Raw genomic sequence first — 14,982 nt, forward strand, 5'->3', positions numbered from 1 at the left:
GTACCGGAAGGCCGACACAGCCATGACAACCGCACCCGTGCAGTCCGCCCCGCACGCCCCCGCCCCCGACCTCGACCCCTACGAGCTCGCCACCCCCTGGGCCGACGAACTCAACCGTGACGTCGACGAGTTCGACGCCCGCGCCGAGTTCCCGTGGGAGAAGTGGAAGACGATCCGGCGGTCGGGCATCCTCACGGTCCCGTTCGACACCCGCTACGGCGGCCGCGGCGGCACCCTGACCGACACGATGCGCGCCCTCGAAGGACTCGGGTACACCTGCCGCGACGCAGGTCTCGGCTTCTCCGCCTCCACCCAGATCGTCAGCGTCGGCGTGCCCCTGCAGGCGTTCGCCCGCGAGGAACTCAAGTCCCGGTACCTCCCGCGGATCGTCTCGGGCGAACTGATCACGGCGCACGCCATCACCGAGCCGGACCACGGCTCGGACGCCATGAACATCAGCACCACCGCCCGGCGCGACGGCGACGCGTACGTCATCGACGGGGGCAAGATGTTCATCACCAACGCCCCCATAGCCGACCTGTTCCTGCTCTACGTGCGCACCGGCGAGCCCGGGCCCTTCGGCCTGAGCGTGTTCCTCGTCGAGCGGGACACCCCGGGCCTGGTCGTCGGTGAACCCCTGGCCAAGATGGGGCTGCGCACCTCCCCGCTCAGCGAGGTGACCTTCGACCGGCTGCGGGTGCCCGCCACCCACCGCGTCGGGCAGGAGGGCGCCGGCTTCCTGATCCTCGACCACGTGATGAAGCGGGAGATCCTGTTCTCCTTCTCCCTCACCCTCGGCGAGATGAGCCACCGGCTGGAGCGGGTGATCCACCAGGCCAGGACCCGCCGCCAGTTCGACCAGCCGATCGGCCGGTTCCAGGCCGTCTCGCACCGGATCGCCGACATGAAGATCGCGGTGGAGACCTCACGCAAGTGGCTCACCGACACCGGTGCCAAGGTCGAGGCCGGCCAGGACACGGCGATCGACATCGCCGCGACCAAGACGGTGGTCAGCGAGGCGAACAAGTCCACCGCCCTGGACGCGGTCCAGATCTTCGGCGGCCAGGGCTACCTGACCGGCACGGGCATCGAGCGCGACGTGCGCAACGCCGTCGGCGGAACCATCTACTCAGGCACCAGCGAGATCCAGCGCAACCGCATCGCCGCCCTGCTGGGGCTGTGAGCGGGCAGCGCTGACGGAAGGCTGACCATGAACGCCATCACGAGCGCCGAGCGCGTCCGGCTCACCGCGCCCACCGAGTTCCTGGACTACGAGACGGACGCGGTCCAGGCCTTCATCGACCACGCGGTCGCCGACCGGGCGGCCGACGAGCGCCGCCTGGCCGTCGAGCTGTACTACGCGGTCCGCGACGACGTCTTCTACGAGGTGTACGGGGCCGACCTGTCCCCCGAGGGGCTGCGGGCCAGCAGCGTCGCGACCGGCAGGAAGGGCTTCTGCCTGCACAAGTCCGTGCTGTACGCGGCGGCCTGCCGGGCGGTGGGCATCCCCGCCCGGCTGCACTACGGCGACGTGCGCAACCACCTCGCCTCGGACCGGCTGCGGTCCCACATCGGCGGCGACGTCTTCTTCCACGGCCTCAACACCGTGTACCTGAACGGCACCTGGGTGAAGGCCACCCCGGTCTTCAACAAGATCCTGTGCCGGCTGTACGGGATGAAGCCGCTGGAGTTCGACGGGACCGCCGACAGCGTGCACCACCCCTTCGACGAACAGGGCAACAAGAACATGGAGTTCGTCGCCGACCACGGCGACTTCGACGACGTGCCCTACACGTTCGTCATGTCCCAGATGCGCCGCAAGCACCCCCGCTTCCTGGACGGCGACGGCACGGTCCGGGGCGGGTCGCTGGCCGCCGAGGCAACGGGCTGACCCAGTGAGGAGAGCAACCACCATGCCCAACGTTCAGGCCGAGAGGGACGGCTGGGAGGCCGAGGCCCGGGTCGGTGTGGTCGTCCCGCACGCGGACGTCGGCCCGGAGTCGGAGTTCCAGGCCATCGCCCCCGACGACGTCTTCATCCACGCGTCGCGCGTGCACTTCGCGGCGATGCGGGCCGGCGGGGAGATGGACCCGAAGATCCCGCACGACCCGGTGCGCGCCTTCGTCGAACCACCGCTGATCGACGACGCGGTCGAGCTGCTCGCGGCGTCCCCGCTCGATGTGATCGCCCTCGGCTTCACCAGCTCCGCCTACGTGCTCGGCGCGAGCGGGGAGAAGGAGCTGTTCGACCGGCTGGCGCGGCGCACCAGGGGCATCCCGCTCACGGCCACCACCGCGGCCGCGGTCACCGGCTTCACCGCCCTCGGCGCCCGCAGGGTGGCAGTCGTCAACCCGCCGTGGTTCGACGACCGGCTCTCCGGGCTGGGCGCCGACTACTTCACCGAGCAAGGATTCACGGTCGTCCACCACGGACCCTGCGGCCTGCCCAGCAACCAGAAGCTGATCACGCCCAAGGCCCTGTCCGACTGGATCCGCACCACGGTCGCCGACCACCGGCCGGACGCGGTCCTGGTCGCCGGCAACGGCATCCGCGCGGTCGGCGTCATCCAGGCCCTGGAGAAGGAGCTGGACTTCGCCGTCCTGACCGCCAACCAGGTGCTGTTCTGGCACGCCCTGCACCTGGCGGGGGCGGGGGAGGCAGCGAGCCGGATCACCGGCTACGGGCGGCTGTTCGGGACGGCACCGCAGGGCGGCAGGTCATGAGCCTGGTCGCGGCCGACGGCCACGTCGCCCTGTTCACCACCCCCGAGGGCGACTCCTACAGCCTGCCTCTGGTCTGCTGGCGCGACGACGGAACCGGCGTGCACGGCCTGGTCCTCCACCGCGGCTCGCTGCGCCAGGCGGAGCTCGTCCCCGGCTTCCGCCGCTACGCGCACGGCAGCGAGGCCGCCCCGTCCTTCGCCCCCGGGGAACCGCAGCGGCGCCTGGCCGGAGCGGCCGGCTGACCGGTGGGGCCCGTACGGCAGCCTCCGTACGGGCCCTGCGGGATTGACAGCCAGATACATGTTCATGCAAGCTTTATTCGTTCCCCTTCAGAGCTGACGTGCAGAACTGTCGCCGGAATGAACATGCACGTACAAGCAAACAGAGGGCCGATTCCTTCGAAAGGACCGCCATGCAGTGGCTCTACCTCGCCATCGCGGACATCTTCGAGATCGTCGTCGCCATCGCGGCCGGTAAGGCAGAGGGCTTCAAGAACCGCCGGTGGACCGCCATCACCCTGGTCAGCGGTGCGCTCGGGACCTACTTCCTCAGCAGGGCCCTGCTGACCTTCGACGTCGGCGTCGGCTACGCCATCTGGACGTCGATCGCCGGTGTCGGCATCACCGTCCTCGGCGTGGTGCTCTTCGGTCAGCGGCTGAACTGGCGCAAGACCCTCGGCATCGCCGTGATCATCGCCGGGGTCGTCGGACTCCAGCTCAGCGGCGCCGCCTGAGCCGTCCCGCCGCACCTGCCCGCCTGCCCGCCCTGCCTCTCACTCCCTCGAAAGGACCCAGGCACATGTCCCACACCGACCGTTCCTCGGCCAACTCCTGGCTCATGCTCCTCCTCGCCGGAGGCTTCGAGATCGGCTACGCGCTCTCCGTCGGCGGCAGCCACGGCTTCACCCGCCTGTCGTGGTCGCTGGTCGCGGTCGTCTTCTTCCTCCTGACGCTGTGGGCGCTGAGCGTCGCCCTGCGGACCATCGACGTGGGGATCGGATACGCCGTCTGGGCGGGGATCGGGGCCGCCGGTGCCGCCCTGCTCGGCCCGTTCTTCTTCGACGAGAGCCTCACGGTCACCCAGGCGGTGTGGCTGGGCGTGATCATCGCCGGGGTCGTCTGGCTCAAGCTGGCCGACCGGCCGGAGCCCGCGCCGGCTTCCGCCCCCGAGACCCCGGACACCCGGGGGCTCACCTCGCAGGCGCGGGAGACCCAGGGCGCGCAGCGCTGACGTCGGGCCCCACCCCTGACACCGCCGCCTCGACAGCACCGCCTCGACAGCGGGGCCTCCTGGTGGTCCGGGCACCCGGCCCGGACCGGAACCGCACCAGGGGCCCCGCTGTCGGGGCGTGGGCGCTTCCACCGCGCGCCCGGCCGGCCCGGGTCGCTTCAGTGGTGCCAGGCGGTGCCGCCCGTGTTGTGGATGAAGCGCTGGAGGACCTTGAGGGTCGTCAGGTACTCCTCGTCGGAGATGCCCGCGTGCCGTTCCTCCTGGAGCTGCTGCTGGACGGCGGCCACCTTGTCGAAGAACGCCCGGCCGTCGGCGGTCAGGTGCAGGCGGCCCGCCGCGTCCTGGTCGACCCAGCCGCGGGCGATGGTGTGGTCGATCTCCTCCTCCATCACCTCGGGCCCGGTGTCGAGGTAGTTCCGCAGCAGCCGGGACACCTCGTCCCGGCTCTTGGCCGGCTCGGCGCCGGCGACCTGGCCTAGGGGGTGTCTCGTCGATCAGGCCGGATCAGGGAGCGGTGTCCGGTGCCGTGCATCGCAAGGCGGAGGAGGGCGGCGATGCGGAGCATCGCCAACCGACGACAACGCGGCGAGGCGCGGTGCCGGACACCGCGAGCCCGGCATGATCGACGAGACACCCCCTAGGACCCACCACTGCGGCTGGGTGGTCCCCAGCTCCGCGAGGGCGGAGCGGATGCGGGTGACGACGGCGTCGTAGGCCGCCCAGCTCCAGTAGCCGATCGGCTGCCGCAGCAGGTCCGCGTCGCTGTGCGAGTACTCCATGGCCGGTGCCTCCGGGGTGCGCCTGGGTCGTTCGGACGCCACCGACGCTAGGAACTCAACCGGACTTGAGGTCAAGGCCTAACAAGTGTCGCGCAGATGGGCGAGGACCGCGTGGGCCGCCCGGGCACCGGCGCGGGCCGCGGCCGGGGCGGAGGCGGTGGGGCGCACGAGGGCGCCCGTGGCGAAGACGCCGGGGCGGGAGGTGCGCAGGGCCGCGTCCACGGCGGGGCACCGGACGCCGGTGGCGAGGGTGAGGCCGCCGCGCCGGGCGAGCGTGTGGTCGGGGACGAACGCGCCGGTGAACACGACCGTGTCGCAGGGCAGGACGGCCGTCCCTCCGTCGCGGTGGCGGACCCGCACGCCCGACAGGCGCCCCTGGCCGAGGAGTTCGGTGACCGTGGCGCCCGTCAGGAGCGGAACGCCCCGCCACGGACGGAGGTCGGCGACCGGGGCGCGGCCGGTCCGGGCCCGGGACAGGCCGGTGACCAGCGCGACGACCGAGGCGCCCGAGGCCCGGACGGTGGTGACGGCCGCGTGCTCGGCGTACGCGGCGGCCACGGCGTCCTCCGCGCCGGTCGCGGTCTGCGCGCAGGTCGCGTCCTCGGGGCCGGTCGCCTCCCCCGCGGGCGCCGTGCCTCCCGCGCCGACGATCACCGCCCGGGTCCCGATGTGCTGACCGAACTGGTGCACCGCCCGCTGGAGTTCGCCCGTGGTGTACACCCCGGCCGGGCGGGTGCCGGGGACCAGGCGGGCCGCGCGGGGGCGTTCGCGGGCGCCGGTGGCCAGGACGACCGCGCGGGCGCTGACGGTCTCGACGCCGAGCGGTCCGGCGGTCTCCAGGGCGAGGGGGCCCGCCCAGTCGAGCGCCGTCACGCCGGTGCGCACGACCGCCCCGGCGCGCTGGGCCACCGCCACCAGCCGGCGCGCGTACGCCGGTCCGGTCACCACGCGCGGCCAGGTGCCGTAGCCCCGGTGCGCGCCGTACCGGGGCGCTCCCCCGGCCCCCTGGTCCCCGTCCAGCACCTCGACGCGGCCCGCGCCGAGGGCGGCGAGGCGGGCGGCGGCCACCAGTCCGGCGGGTCCCGCCCCGACCACCAGGACGTCGACCTCCCGCGCGCTCACCGGCGGGCCTGCTCGAACAGCTCGCGCACGGCCGCGCCGCACGTGTCGCCCTGGCAGCGCCCGGCCCGGGCGCGGGTGCGGCGGCGCAGCCCGTCCAGGGAGCGCGGCGGGACCGTCGTCGCGAGCGCGTCGCGGATCTCGCCGCGCGAGACCTGCTCGCAGGGGCAGACGACGACGCCGTACTCGGGGTCGGCCGCGACCCGTTCCGGGACGCGGCAGGGGCGGGGGGTGGTCCGGCCCAGCCGGGGCATGTGGACCGGTTCCAGGTCGCGGGCGGGCCCGAGAGCGAGGCCGGAGTCCGCCAGCAGGTCGCGCACGTGCGCGGCGATGGCGAGGGACGCGGTCAGGCCGGTGGAGCGGATGCCGCCGACGGTGACGTACGCCTGCCCGGGGTGGGCGGTGATGCGGTAGTCGTCGTGCTCGGTGGCCGCGCGCAGACCGGCGTAGACGGCCGTGACCTCCTCCTCCAGCAGCGCGGGCAGGACGCGGCGGCCCTTCTCGCGCAGGCCGGCCAGTCCCTCGGCGGTGGTGCCGGTGGCGGTCCGGTCGTCCAGGTCCTCGGCGGTGGGCCCGAGCAGGACGTTGCCGTGGACGGTGGGCGCGACCAGGACGCCCTTGCCGAGGGCGGTGGGCACGGGCAGCAGGATGTGGCGGACGAGGTCGCGCGCGAAGGTGTCGAAGACGAGGAGCTGGCCGCGGCGCGGGGTCACGGTGAAGTCCTCGTGGCCGCGCATCCGGTCGAGGGTGTCGGCGTGCAGCCCGGCGGCGTTGACCAGCCAACGGGTGTGCAGGGGACCGCGGGTGGTGCCGAGCACCTGATGACCGCCGCCCGTGCCGCCGGTCACCGACTCCACCCGGCAGCCGAGGTGCAGGTCGACCCCGTGCCGCACGGCCTGCGTGGCGTACGCCAGGGGGGTCGTCCACGGGCAGATGACGCTCTCGCCGGGCACGTGCAGGGCGCCGAGCGCGCCGGGGCCCAAGTGGGGTTCCCGGGCATACAGTTCGGCCGCGTCCAGGGGGCGGACGCCGTCGTGGGCGTTGCGCCGCGCCTTGTCGGCGAGGCCGGGCAGGGCGGCCAGCTGGTCCTCGTCCCAGGCGACGAGGAGGGCGCCGACCGGTTCGACGGGGATGCCGGACTCGGCCGCGTAGGCCGACAGCAGCCGGTGCCCCTCGCGCACCAGCCGGGCCTCCAGGGAGCCCGGGACGGCGTCGAAACCGGTGTGCAGGATGGCGGTGTTGGCCTTGGACGTGCCCTGGCCGACGTCGTCCTGCGCCTCCACCAGGGCGACCCGCAGGCGGGGGTGGCGGGCGAGCTCCCGGGCGAGGGCGGCGCCGACGACCCCGGCTCCGACGACGGTGACGTCGTACGGCCGCACGGGCAGCGGGCCGGCGACCGTCACGGAACCCTCGCCAGGGCCGGCGGTCACGGAACCCTCGCGCGGGCCGGGAGCCGTCATGCGGCGCGCCCCTCCAGCAGGGCCCCCACGGCCGTCCGGAAGCGCGCCAGGCGCTCGGCGGCCTCGTCGGCCGTCAGGAGCGGCTCGTACACGGCGGCGGGCGCCGCGTCCGGGAGCGCGGCCTCGACGCCCAGGCCGGGATCGGCGCCGAGCCGGGCCAGCGCACCCACGCCGAGGGCCGTCGCGTCGGGCAGCGCGGACACCTCCACCGGGCGTTGGAGCAGGTCGGCCTGGGTCTGCATGAGGAGCTCGGAGCGGGTCAGGCCGCCGTCGACGCGCAGGGCGGTCAGCGCGGTGCCGAGGTCGGCCTCGGCGGCGTCGGCGAGGGCGACGACCTGCGCGGCGATGCCCTCGCAGAGGGCGCGCACCAGGTGGCCGGGCGTGGTGTCCAGGCCGAGCCCGGTCAGGGAGCCGCGCAGGTCGCCGCGCCACCAGGGGGCGGCGAGTCCGGCGAGGGCGGGCACGAAGGTGACGCCGCCGCTGTCGGGCACGCCGCCGCCGACGGCGTCGAGGTCGGCGGCGTCGCGCAGCACGCCGAGGTCGGTGAGCCAGCGCACGGCGGACGCGGCGGCGAACACCTGGCCGTCGAGGCAGTACTGCGTGCGGTCCGCCAGGCGCCAGGCGACGCAGGACACCAGCCCGGAGGTGCCCCGCCCGGGGCTCTCCCCGGTGTGCGCGAGCAGGAACGCACCGGTGCCGTAGGTGCACTTGGCGGTGCCCGGGGCCGTGACGCGCTGGGCGAGCAGGGCGGCCTGCTGGTCGACGGCGAGCCCGGTGAGCGGGATCTCCGGGGCCTCGGGCCCGAACGCGCGGGTGGCGCCGACGAGACGGGCGTTGTCGACGACGTCCGGCAGGCGTTCGCCGGACAGGCCGTACAGGTCGAGGGCGCGCGGCGACCAGGCGGCGCGGTCGAGGTCGAGGAGCTGGGTGCGGCCGGCGGTCGCCGCGTCCGTGACGAAGGCTCCGGTGAGGCGCCGTACGAGCCAGGCGTCGCTCGTCGTGACGACGCCCTCGCGGGTCAGCCGACGGCGGATCCAGGCCATTTTCGGTGCCGCGAAGTACGGGTCGACGGGCAGGCCGGTCAGTTCGCGCAGTTCGTCCGCGTGCGGGGCGAGTTCGGCGCAGACGTCCTCGGCGCGGCGGTCCTGCCAGACGATCGCGTCGGTGAGCGGGCGTCCGGTGGCCGGGTCCCAGGCGAGGACGGTCTCGCCCTGGTTGGCCAGGCCGAACGCGACGACGGGTTCGCGGGCCTCGGCGAGTGCGCGCCGGCCGGCCTCGAGGACCGATCCGTACAGCTCGGCGGGGTCGACCTCGACCCGGCCGCCGGGCAGGTGGCGGGGGCGCACCGCGGCGAATCCGGTGCCGAGGACCCCGCGTTCGGGGCAGACCACGAGGGCCTTGGTGCCGGAGGTTCCCTGGTCGACGGCGAGCACGGGGCCTGTCATCGCACCCTCCCCGCGGCCGCCCGCGTCCCGGTGATCACGGTCCGACAGCCTGCCGTCGGGCCCCGCGCCGCGTCAAGCGCGCCCGGTCCCCGGCCGCCTCCGGCCCGCCACCAGCCAAGATGGTTGAAAAATAACGGACTTGATTTGCTTCGTCCGGTCGTACGACCCCCTCTATAGTGACCGCCGACCGACGCGATCTCCTCATCAACCGCCCAGAGGAGGGCTGTTGTTACTGCACCCCGCCGACCTGCACCTTCGGCGTCCCCGCGCGGACGGCTGATGGCACGCGAAGGAGCACGGCCGGCCTACGACCCCGCCGGCCCCGACGACGCGCTGCGGTCCGCCCTGCAGGAGCTGCGCACCGGGCGCTGGCTGGCGATGCGCACCCTGCTGGAGGACACGGCCGGCTGGGCCGCCTGGACGCGGCGCACCCAGGTCCTGGCCACCGCGGCCGCCGGGACGGACGTGGTGCGCGCCTGGCTGGCCGAGGAGCCGCACAGCGTCCCGGCCGTGGTGATGCGCGCCCGGGTCGGGGTGGAACGTGCCCTGCGGGCGCGGCGCGAGGGTCACCGTCGTACGCACGAACTGTGGATCGAGGCCTGGGACATGAGCCAGGAGGCCGCCCGCTCCGCGCCCCCGGACCCGGTGCCGTGGGTGTGCCTGCTGGCACTGGCCCAGCTCGACCGCCGGCGGCTGTGGGACGAGCACCGGGTGGCCGCCCCGGAACCGACGCTGCCGCCGGGGCCGTGGGGGCTGCTCGCCGAGGCCGACAAGCGCGACCCGGGCAACCGCGAGGCCCACCACCGCATGCTCCAGTTCCTCTACGCGCACGCGGCCTCCCCCCGGCCCGCGGAGGCGGAGGGCTTCGCCCAGCTCGTCGGCCAGACGGCACCGCCCGGCTCCGCGCTGCACCTGCTGCCGCTGTACGTACGGGTCGAGCGCTACCGGCGCGAGGGCGGGCGGGACACCGCCCTGGACCTGTTCTGGGTGGCCGAGGACGCCACCCGGGAGGCGCTGCGGGCGTACGAGGCGTGGTTCGAGCGGTCCGACCCGGCCGAGCGCTCCCCGCTCGACCTCAACCACCTCGCCCACGCGCTGTGGGGCGCCCAGCGCTTCCCGCAGGCGGCCCGGGTGTTCGACGCGATCGGGCCGTACTACACGCCCGTGCCGTGGACCGGCCGCGCCGGACGGCCGGGTGAACCCGCCGAGGCGGTGGAGGTGTTCCTGCGGGCGCGTGCCCGCAGCGGCGCAACGCCCTGACCCGGTCCGCGCGCCCCCGGTTCCCCCCAGTTTTCCCACCCCCCTCTCCCCCGGAGGTCCCCGTATGTCCCGCACCCCCGAGCCACCGGCTCCCGTCGAGGTCCCCCGGCCGGACGAGGAGCAGCGGCTGCGCGAACTCGGCTACCGGCCGGTGCTGGCCCGCCGCATGGGCGGCTTCGGCAACTTCGCGATCAGCTTCTCCGTCATCTCGATCCTGTCGGGCTGCATGACGCTGTACGGCTTCGGCATGAACGCGGGCGGGCCCGCGGTGATGCTGTGGGGCTGGGCCGGGGTCGGGCTGTTCGTGCTGTGCGTGGGCCTCGCGCTGGCGGAGGTGACCAGCGCGTACCCGACCTCGGGCGCCCTGTACTACATGGCCGACCGGCTCGGCGGGCGGCGCTGGGGCTGGTACACCGGCTGGCTGAACCTGCTTGGCCTGCTCGGCGCGATCGCCGGCATCGACTACGGCGCCGCCCTGTTCGCGGGCGCGTTCGCCAACCTCCAGTGGGGCTTCACGCCCACCCCGGGGAAGACGATGCTGATCTTCATGGCGATCCTGCTGCTGCACGCCGTGCTCAACCTGTTCGGCGTGCGGCTGGTCAGCGTGCTCAACTCGATATCCGTGTGGTGGCACCTGGCCGGCGTCGCGGTGATCGTGGGGGCGCTGTGGATCGTGCCGGACCACCACCGCTCGCCGTCCTTCGTGTTCACCGAGTTCGTCAACAACACCGGCTGGGACAACCCGGTCTACGTCGCGGCGATCGGACTGCTGCTCGCCCAGTACACGTTCTCCGGCTACGACGCCTCGGCGCACCTGTCGGAGGAGACCGCGCACGCCTCGGTGTCGGCGGCGCGCGGCATCGTGCGCTCGATCTGGGCGTCGTGGCTGGCGGGTTTCGTGCTGCTCGCCGGACTGACCTTCGCCATCCAGGACTACGACGGCACGCTCGCCACCGCGACCGGGGTGCCGCCCGCGCAGATCCTGCTCGACGGGCTCGGCACGGACGGCGCGAGCGCGCTGCTGCTGGTGGTCATCGTGGCGCAGCTGTTCTGCGGGAACGCCGAGGTCGCCGCGGCCAGCCGGATGGTGTTCGCGTTCAGCCGGGACCGGGCGCTGCCGGGCTCGCACCTGTGGCGCAAGGTCAGCGCCCGCACCCAGACGCCGGTGGCCGCGGTGTGGCTGTCGGTCGTCGTGGCCTGCGTGCTCGCCCTGCCGTCGCTGTACTCGGCGACCGCGTACGGCGCGGTCACCGCGATCAACGTCATCGGGATCACGCCCGCGTACGCCATCCCGGTGTTCCTGCGGCTGCGCGCGGGCGACCGGTTCACGCCGGGTCCGTGGAGCCTGGGCCGGTGGAGCAGACCGATCGGCTGGATCGCCGTGGTGTGGGTGGCGTGCGTGACGGTGCTGTTCTGCCTGCCGCAGTCGTCGCCGGTGACGGCGGACACCATGAACTACGCCTCCGTCGCGCTGGCCGTGGTGCTGGTCCTGGCCACGGTGTGGTGGTTCGTCGCCCGCCGCTCGTACGGGACGCCCACCACGGCCGCGTACGGCTCGGACCGGGAACAGGCCGAACTGGCCGAAGGCATCGTGTGACGGACCCGGCCGGGTACGAACTGCCGTCCGGAATGCGGCAGGATGAGTGATCGCGCGGGCCGGCCGGGCCCAACACCCCGGCGGGGCCCGCGTGATCGCACTTCCCGGAACCGAGCAGGTGGACCACGTGACGACATTGCACATCCGGCCGTCGGCGGCCCCCCGAGCCGCGGATCATCTCCCCGGAGGTGACCGGTGAACCGCGCGCTGACCCTGGACGACTCCCTCCTCGCCGGCATCGCCCTGGCCGCGGGCCTGCTGGCCGCCTTCCTCTCCCGCGGGCTGCTGCGCTGGCTCGCCAAGCACGCCAAGCGCACCAAGTGGGGCGGCGACGACGTGCTGGTGGACGCGCTGCGCACGGTCGTGCCGTGGGCGGCGATCGCCGCCGGAGCGGCCGCCGCGGCCGCGGTGCTGCCGCTGACGAGGGCCCTGCAGCGCACCGCCAACCAGTCCCTGACGGTGCTGCTGATCTTCGTCGTGACCCTGTCGGCGGCCCGGGTGGTCGCCGAACTGGTGCGCAGCGTGACCCACTCGCGCTCCGGCGTCGCCGGATCGGCCACGATCTTCGTCAACATCACCCGGATCCTGGTCCTCGCGATCGGCTTCCTGGTGGTGCTGCAGACCCTGGGCATCTCCATCGCGCCACTGCTCACCGCCCTGGGCGTGGGCGGTCTCGCGGTCGCGCTCGCGCTGCAGGACACGCTCGCCAACCTCTTCGCGGGCATCCACATCCTCGCCTCCAAGACCGTGCAGCCCGGCGACTACATCAAGCTGAGCAGCGGCGAGGAGGGGTACGTCGAGGACATCAACTGGCGCCAGACCACGGTGCGGGCGCTGTCCAACAACCTGATCGTGATCCCCAACGGGCAGCTCGCCAAGGCGAACATGACCAACTTCATGCGCCCCGAGCAGCAGCTGACGATCCTGGTGCAGGTGGGCGTCGCCTACGACAGCGACCTGGAGCACGTGGAGAAGGTGACCACCGACGTGGTCGCCGAGGTGATGACCGAGATCAGCGGCGCGGTCCCCGACCACGAGCCGGCGGTGCGCTTCCACACCTTCGGCGACTCCCGGATCGGCTTCACCGTGATCCTGGGCGTGGGCGAGTTCAGCGACCAGTACCGGATCAAGCACGAGTTCATCAAGCGCCTGCACAAGCGCTACCGCGCCGAGGGCATCCGCATCCCGGCCCCGGCCCGCAACGTCACGCTCCAGCAGGGCGCGGTGCCGTCCATCCCGCACCAGCGCACCGGTGACGGCCTGGCGGCCGACCCCGCGTTCGGGGGCTGACCGGTCCACGCGCGCGGCGCCGTACGCTGGGAGGACCATGAGCTCCTCCCCCGACGTCCCGCCGCCCGCCTCGGTCCGCGCGCTCGACGATCGGCTGGACGCGATCGCGCGCCGGCCGTTCCGGGCGCGGTTCCGGCTGGCCGGGCGGGAGCGGGCCCTCGCCGTGGAGCGCGGGCCCGCCACGATCCGGTGGCACGCCTACGACCTGCTGGCCCGCCGGCTGGCCCCCGCCGAGCCGTACAAGGACGGCAAGCAGACCCCGTACCGCGGTCATCCGGTGTTCGTCGCCCAGCACGCCACCGCGACCTGCTGCCGCGGTTGCCTCCAGCGGTGGCACGGCATCCCGAAGGGACGGGAGCTGAGCCGCGCCGAGCACGTGTACGCGGTGCAGGTGATCTGCCGCTGGATCGAGCGGGAACTCACCCGGGGCGGGGCCGGCGACGGGGCGGACGGGGTCTCCCCCGCCCGCCCGGTGTGACCGGCTCAGGTCACAGCGTCGCCGAGTGGTCGTGGGGACGCGTGTCCCTGCGGCCGTGCGGGGTGGCCAGGGACGGCGTGACCGGTGCGACCGTCCAGTCCGGGTGGCCCGGCATGCGCGGCGTCGTCGTGCCGTACAGCCAGTCCTTCAGGAACCCGGACACGTCCTGGCCGGACACCGCGCTGGCCACCTGGACGTAGTCCTCCGTGGACGCCGACGCGTTGCGGTACCGGTCCAGGAAGGCCCGCTCCACGGCGTGGAAGGCGTCCTCGCCGATGAGCTGCCGCAGCGCGTACAGCACGAGCACGCCGCCCAGGTAGCGCTGCGACTCGAAGAGGTTCGCGGCGGTGGGCGCGGCGACCGGCCCCCAGTCGTGCCGCCACTGGTCGCCGCGCGCGTAGGTGTCCTTCATCCGGGCCTCGAGGCTGGTCAGGCCCAGGGAGTCCGGCCAGCCGCGCTCGTAGCGGTACAGCAGCCCGTAGAAGTCGGCGTGGCCCTCGTTGATCCACAGGTCGGCCCAGGTCGCGGGCGAGACGCTGTTGCCGAAGTAGGAGTGGACCAGCTCGTGCATCATGTGCGAGCCGATCTTCTTCTCCTCCTGGAGGAGGAAGTTCGGCCGGTAGATCGTCAGGGTCTGGGTCTCCAGGCCGGTGAAGTCGAACGGCTCCGCCAGGTCGGAGTTGCACGGCAGCAGCCCGTACGTCTCGAACGGGAACGCGCCGAGGCGCCCCTCGATCCACTCCACCAGGCCGGGGGTGAGGGACAGCGCGGGCTCCAGGGCCTCGGCCCGTGCCTTCGGTACGACGTCCCGCAGCGGCAGCCCGTGCGGCCCGCTCCGCTCCTTGACGACGTAGTCGCCGACGGTGATCTGCACCAGCTCGGTCGCGAGGGGCGAGCGGGACCGGTACGTGACGGCCGTCCGCCCGTCGGGCAGCCGCTCGGTGCGCGTGCGCGTGCCGCTGGCGACGGCGGTCAGACCGTCCGGGACGGTGAGGCGGAAGGTGAAGTCCGCCTTGTCGGAGGGGTGGTCGTTGCAGGGGAAGACGGTGTGCGCCAGGTTCGGCTGGCAGGCCACCGCGAAGCCGTCCGGGGTGGGCACCCAGCCCGTGTACGGCAGGGCGCGGCGCGGGTCGGCGCCGTACGCGACGCAGACGGTGACGTGGGCGCGGGCGGGCAGCCGGCGCTCCGGGGTGATCCTCAGCTTCTCGTCGGCCTGCTCGAAGGCGGCCGTGCGGCCGTCGACGCGCACCGACCGCACGTCCAGGCCGAGGGCGTCCAGGGAGAAGCGGCTGAGCGCCCGGGTGGTGCGCACCCGCAGCGTCGCCGTGGCCTCCACCAGGGCGGTCGTGGGGTCGAAGGCGAGGTCGAGGTGGTAGGCGCCGACGCGGTAGCCGTCGTTGCCGAGCGTGGGGTAGACGGGGTCGCCGAGGGTCTCCGGGCCCGGGGCGGGGCCGTCGCCGGTCCCCGCCGCGTACGCGCTCCTGCCCCCGGCCAGGACCGCGGTGGCGCCGATGAGGGCGGCCGCCGGTCCGGTCACTCTGCTGCGATATCTCATGGTCCGCTTCCGTCGGGGCGGCCGGGTGGTCACGCCGGCCGCCGTC

The 14,982-nt window shown here is 73.8% G+C and carries 14 protein-coding genes and 2 pseudogenes; 10 read left to right on the top strand and 6 right to left on the bottom strand.

Annotation, left to right across the window (positions count from 1 at the left end; all coding sequences use genetic code 11):
• The first annotated feature begins 22 nt into the window (after positions 1-22).
• The 6 genes from AQJ30_RS14075 to AQJ30_RS14100 all read left to right on the top strand — a co-directional run bounded on the left by AQJ30_RS14075 (position 23) and on the right by AQJ30_RS14100 (position 3,953).
• A complete protein-coding gene (locus AQJ30_RS14075) occupies positions 23-1,183 on the top strand; it encodes an acyl-CoA dehydrogenase family protein (RefSeq protein ID WP_079084022.1) in 1,161 nt (386 codons plus the stop codon).
• Positions 1,184-1,210: 27 nt separating this feature from the next.
• Positions 1,211-1,891: a transglutaminase-like domain-containing protein gene (locus tag AQJ30_RS14080; protein WP_067233285.1), complete on the top strand. Its 681-nt coding sequence runs from the start codon at positions 1,211-1,213 to the stop codon at positions 1,889-1,891.
• A 22-nt stretch (positions 1,892-1,913) separates the two neighbouring features.
• Complete coding sequence (locus AQJ30_RS14085; RefSeq protein ID WP_067233287.1) at positions 1,914-2,723, top strand: maleate cis-trans isomerase family protein; 810 nt, start codon at positions 1,914-1,916, stop codon at positions 2,721-2,723.
• Positions 2,720-2,965: a DUF6253 family protein gene (locus tag AQJ30_RS14090; protein ID WP_067233289.1), complete on the top strand. Its 246-nt coding sequence runs from the start codon at positions 2,720-2,722 to the stop codon at positions 2,963-2,965. The genes AQJ30_RS14085 and AQJ30_RS14090 overlap by 4 nt, the downstream gene beginning before the upstream one ends.
• Before the next feature lie 98 nt (positions 2,966-3,063).
• Positions 3,064-3,456 (top strand): DMT family transporter, encoded by a 393-nt coding sequence (locus AQJ30_RS14095; protein ID WP_281200931.1) that lies wholly within the window; start codon positions 3,064-3,066, stop codon positions 3,454-3,456.
• A gap of 65 nt (positions 3,457-3,521) precedes the next feature.
• Positions 3,522-3,953 (top strand): DMT family transporter, encoded by a 432-nt coding sequence (locus AQJ30_RS14100; protein ID WP_067233292.1) that lies wholly within the window; start codon positions 3,522-3,524, stop codon positions 3,951-3,953.
• Positions 3,954-4,111: 158 nt separating this feature from the next.
• Here AQJ30_RS14100 and AQJ30_RS14105 read toward each other — a convergent pair.
• The 5 genes and pseudogenes from AQJ30_RS14105 to AQJ30_RS14125 all read right to left on the bottom strand — a co-directional run.
• Positions 4,112-4,432: pseudogene (locus AQJ30_RS14105) on the bottom strand (MarR family transcriptional regulator); the annotation flags it as partial.
• A gap of 162 nt (positions 4,433-4,594) precedes the next feature.
• Positions 4,595-4,732 (bottom strand): annotated as a pseudogene (locus AQJ30_RS39365) (MarR family transcriptional regulator); the annotation flags it as partial.
• A gap of 78 nt (positions 4,733-4,810) precedes the next feature.
• Positions 4,811-5,854: an NAD(P)/FAD-dependent oxidoreductase gene (locus AQJ30_RS14115; protein ID WP_079084023.1), complete on the bottom strand. Its 1,044-nt coding sequence runs from the start codon at positions 5,852-5,854 to the stop codon at positions 4,811-4,813.
• Complete coding sequence (locus AQJ30_RS14120; protein WP_067233295.1) at positions 5,851-7,311, bottom strand: FAD-dependent oxidoreductase; 1,461 nt, start codon at positions 7,309-7,311, stop codon at positions 5,851-5,853. The genes AQJ30_RS14115 and AQJ30_RS14120 overlap by 4 nt, the downstream gene beginning before the upstream one ends.
• Positions 7,308-8,756, bottom strand: coding sequence for an FGGY family carbohydrate kinase (locus tag AQJ30_RS14125; protein WP_067233297.1), 1,449 nt, complete (start codon positions 8,754-8,756; stop codon positions 7,308-7,310). The genes AQJ30_RS14120 and AQJ30_RS14125 overlap by 4 nt, the downstream gene beginning before the upstream one ends.
• A gap of 279 nt (positions 8,757-9,035) precedes the next feature.
• On the opposite strand from AQJ30_RS14125, the gene AQJ30_RS14130 reads away from it, so the two are divergent.
• The 4 genes from AQJ30_RS14130 (at position 9,036) to AQJ30_RS14145 (ending at position 13,381) form a co-directional block, all read left to right on the top strand.
• On the top strand, positions 9,036-10,016 hold the full coding sequence (locus AQJ30_RS14130; protein WP_067233298.1) for a hypothetical protein: 981 nt from the start codon (positions 9,036-9,038) through the stop codon (positions 10,014-10,016).
• A 64-nt stretch (positions 10,017-10,080) separates the two neighbouring features.
• On the top strand, positions 10,081-11,613 hold the full coding sequence (locus tag AQJ30_RS14135) for an amino acid permease (RefSeq protein ID WP_067233300.1): 1,533 nt from the start codon (positions 10,081-10,083) through the stop codon (positions 11,611-11,613).
• A 195-nt stretch (positions 11,614-11,808) separates the two neighbouring features.
• On the top strand, positions 11,809-12,903 hold the full coding sequence (locus AQJ30_RS14140; RefSeq protein ID WP_067233302.1) for a mechanosensitive ion channel family protein: 1,095 nt from the start codon (positions 11,809-11,811) through the stop codon (positions 12,901-12,903).
• Between the two features lie 37 nt (positions 12,904-12,940).
• On the top strand, positions 12,941-13,381 hold the full coding sequence (locus tag AQJ30_RS14145) for a DUF4186 domain-containing protein (RefSeq protein WP_067233303.1): 441 nt from the start codon (positions 12,941-12,943) through the stop codon (positions 13,379-13,381).
• A gap of 10 nt (positions 13,382-13,391) precedes the next feature.
• Here AQJ30_RS14145 and AQJ30_RS14150 read toward each other — a convergent pair whose 3' ends face one another.
• Positions 13,392-14,936 carry a M1 family metallopeptidase gene (locus AQJ30_RS14150; RefSeq protein ID WP_067233305.1) on the bottom strand — a complete coding sequence of 515 codons (1,545 nt, stop codon included), beginning with the start codon at positions 14,934-14,936 and terminating at the stop codon, positions 13,392-13,394.
• Between the last annotated feature and the right edge of the window lie 46 nt (positions 14,937-14,982).

Source organism: Streptomyces longwoodensis (assembly GCF_001514125.1).
Lineage (GTDB): Bacteria > Actinomycetota > Actinomycetes > Streptomycetales > Streptomycetaceae > Streptomyces > Streptomyces longwoodensis.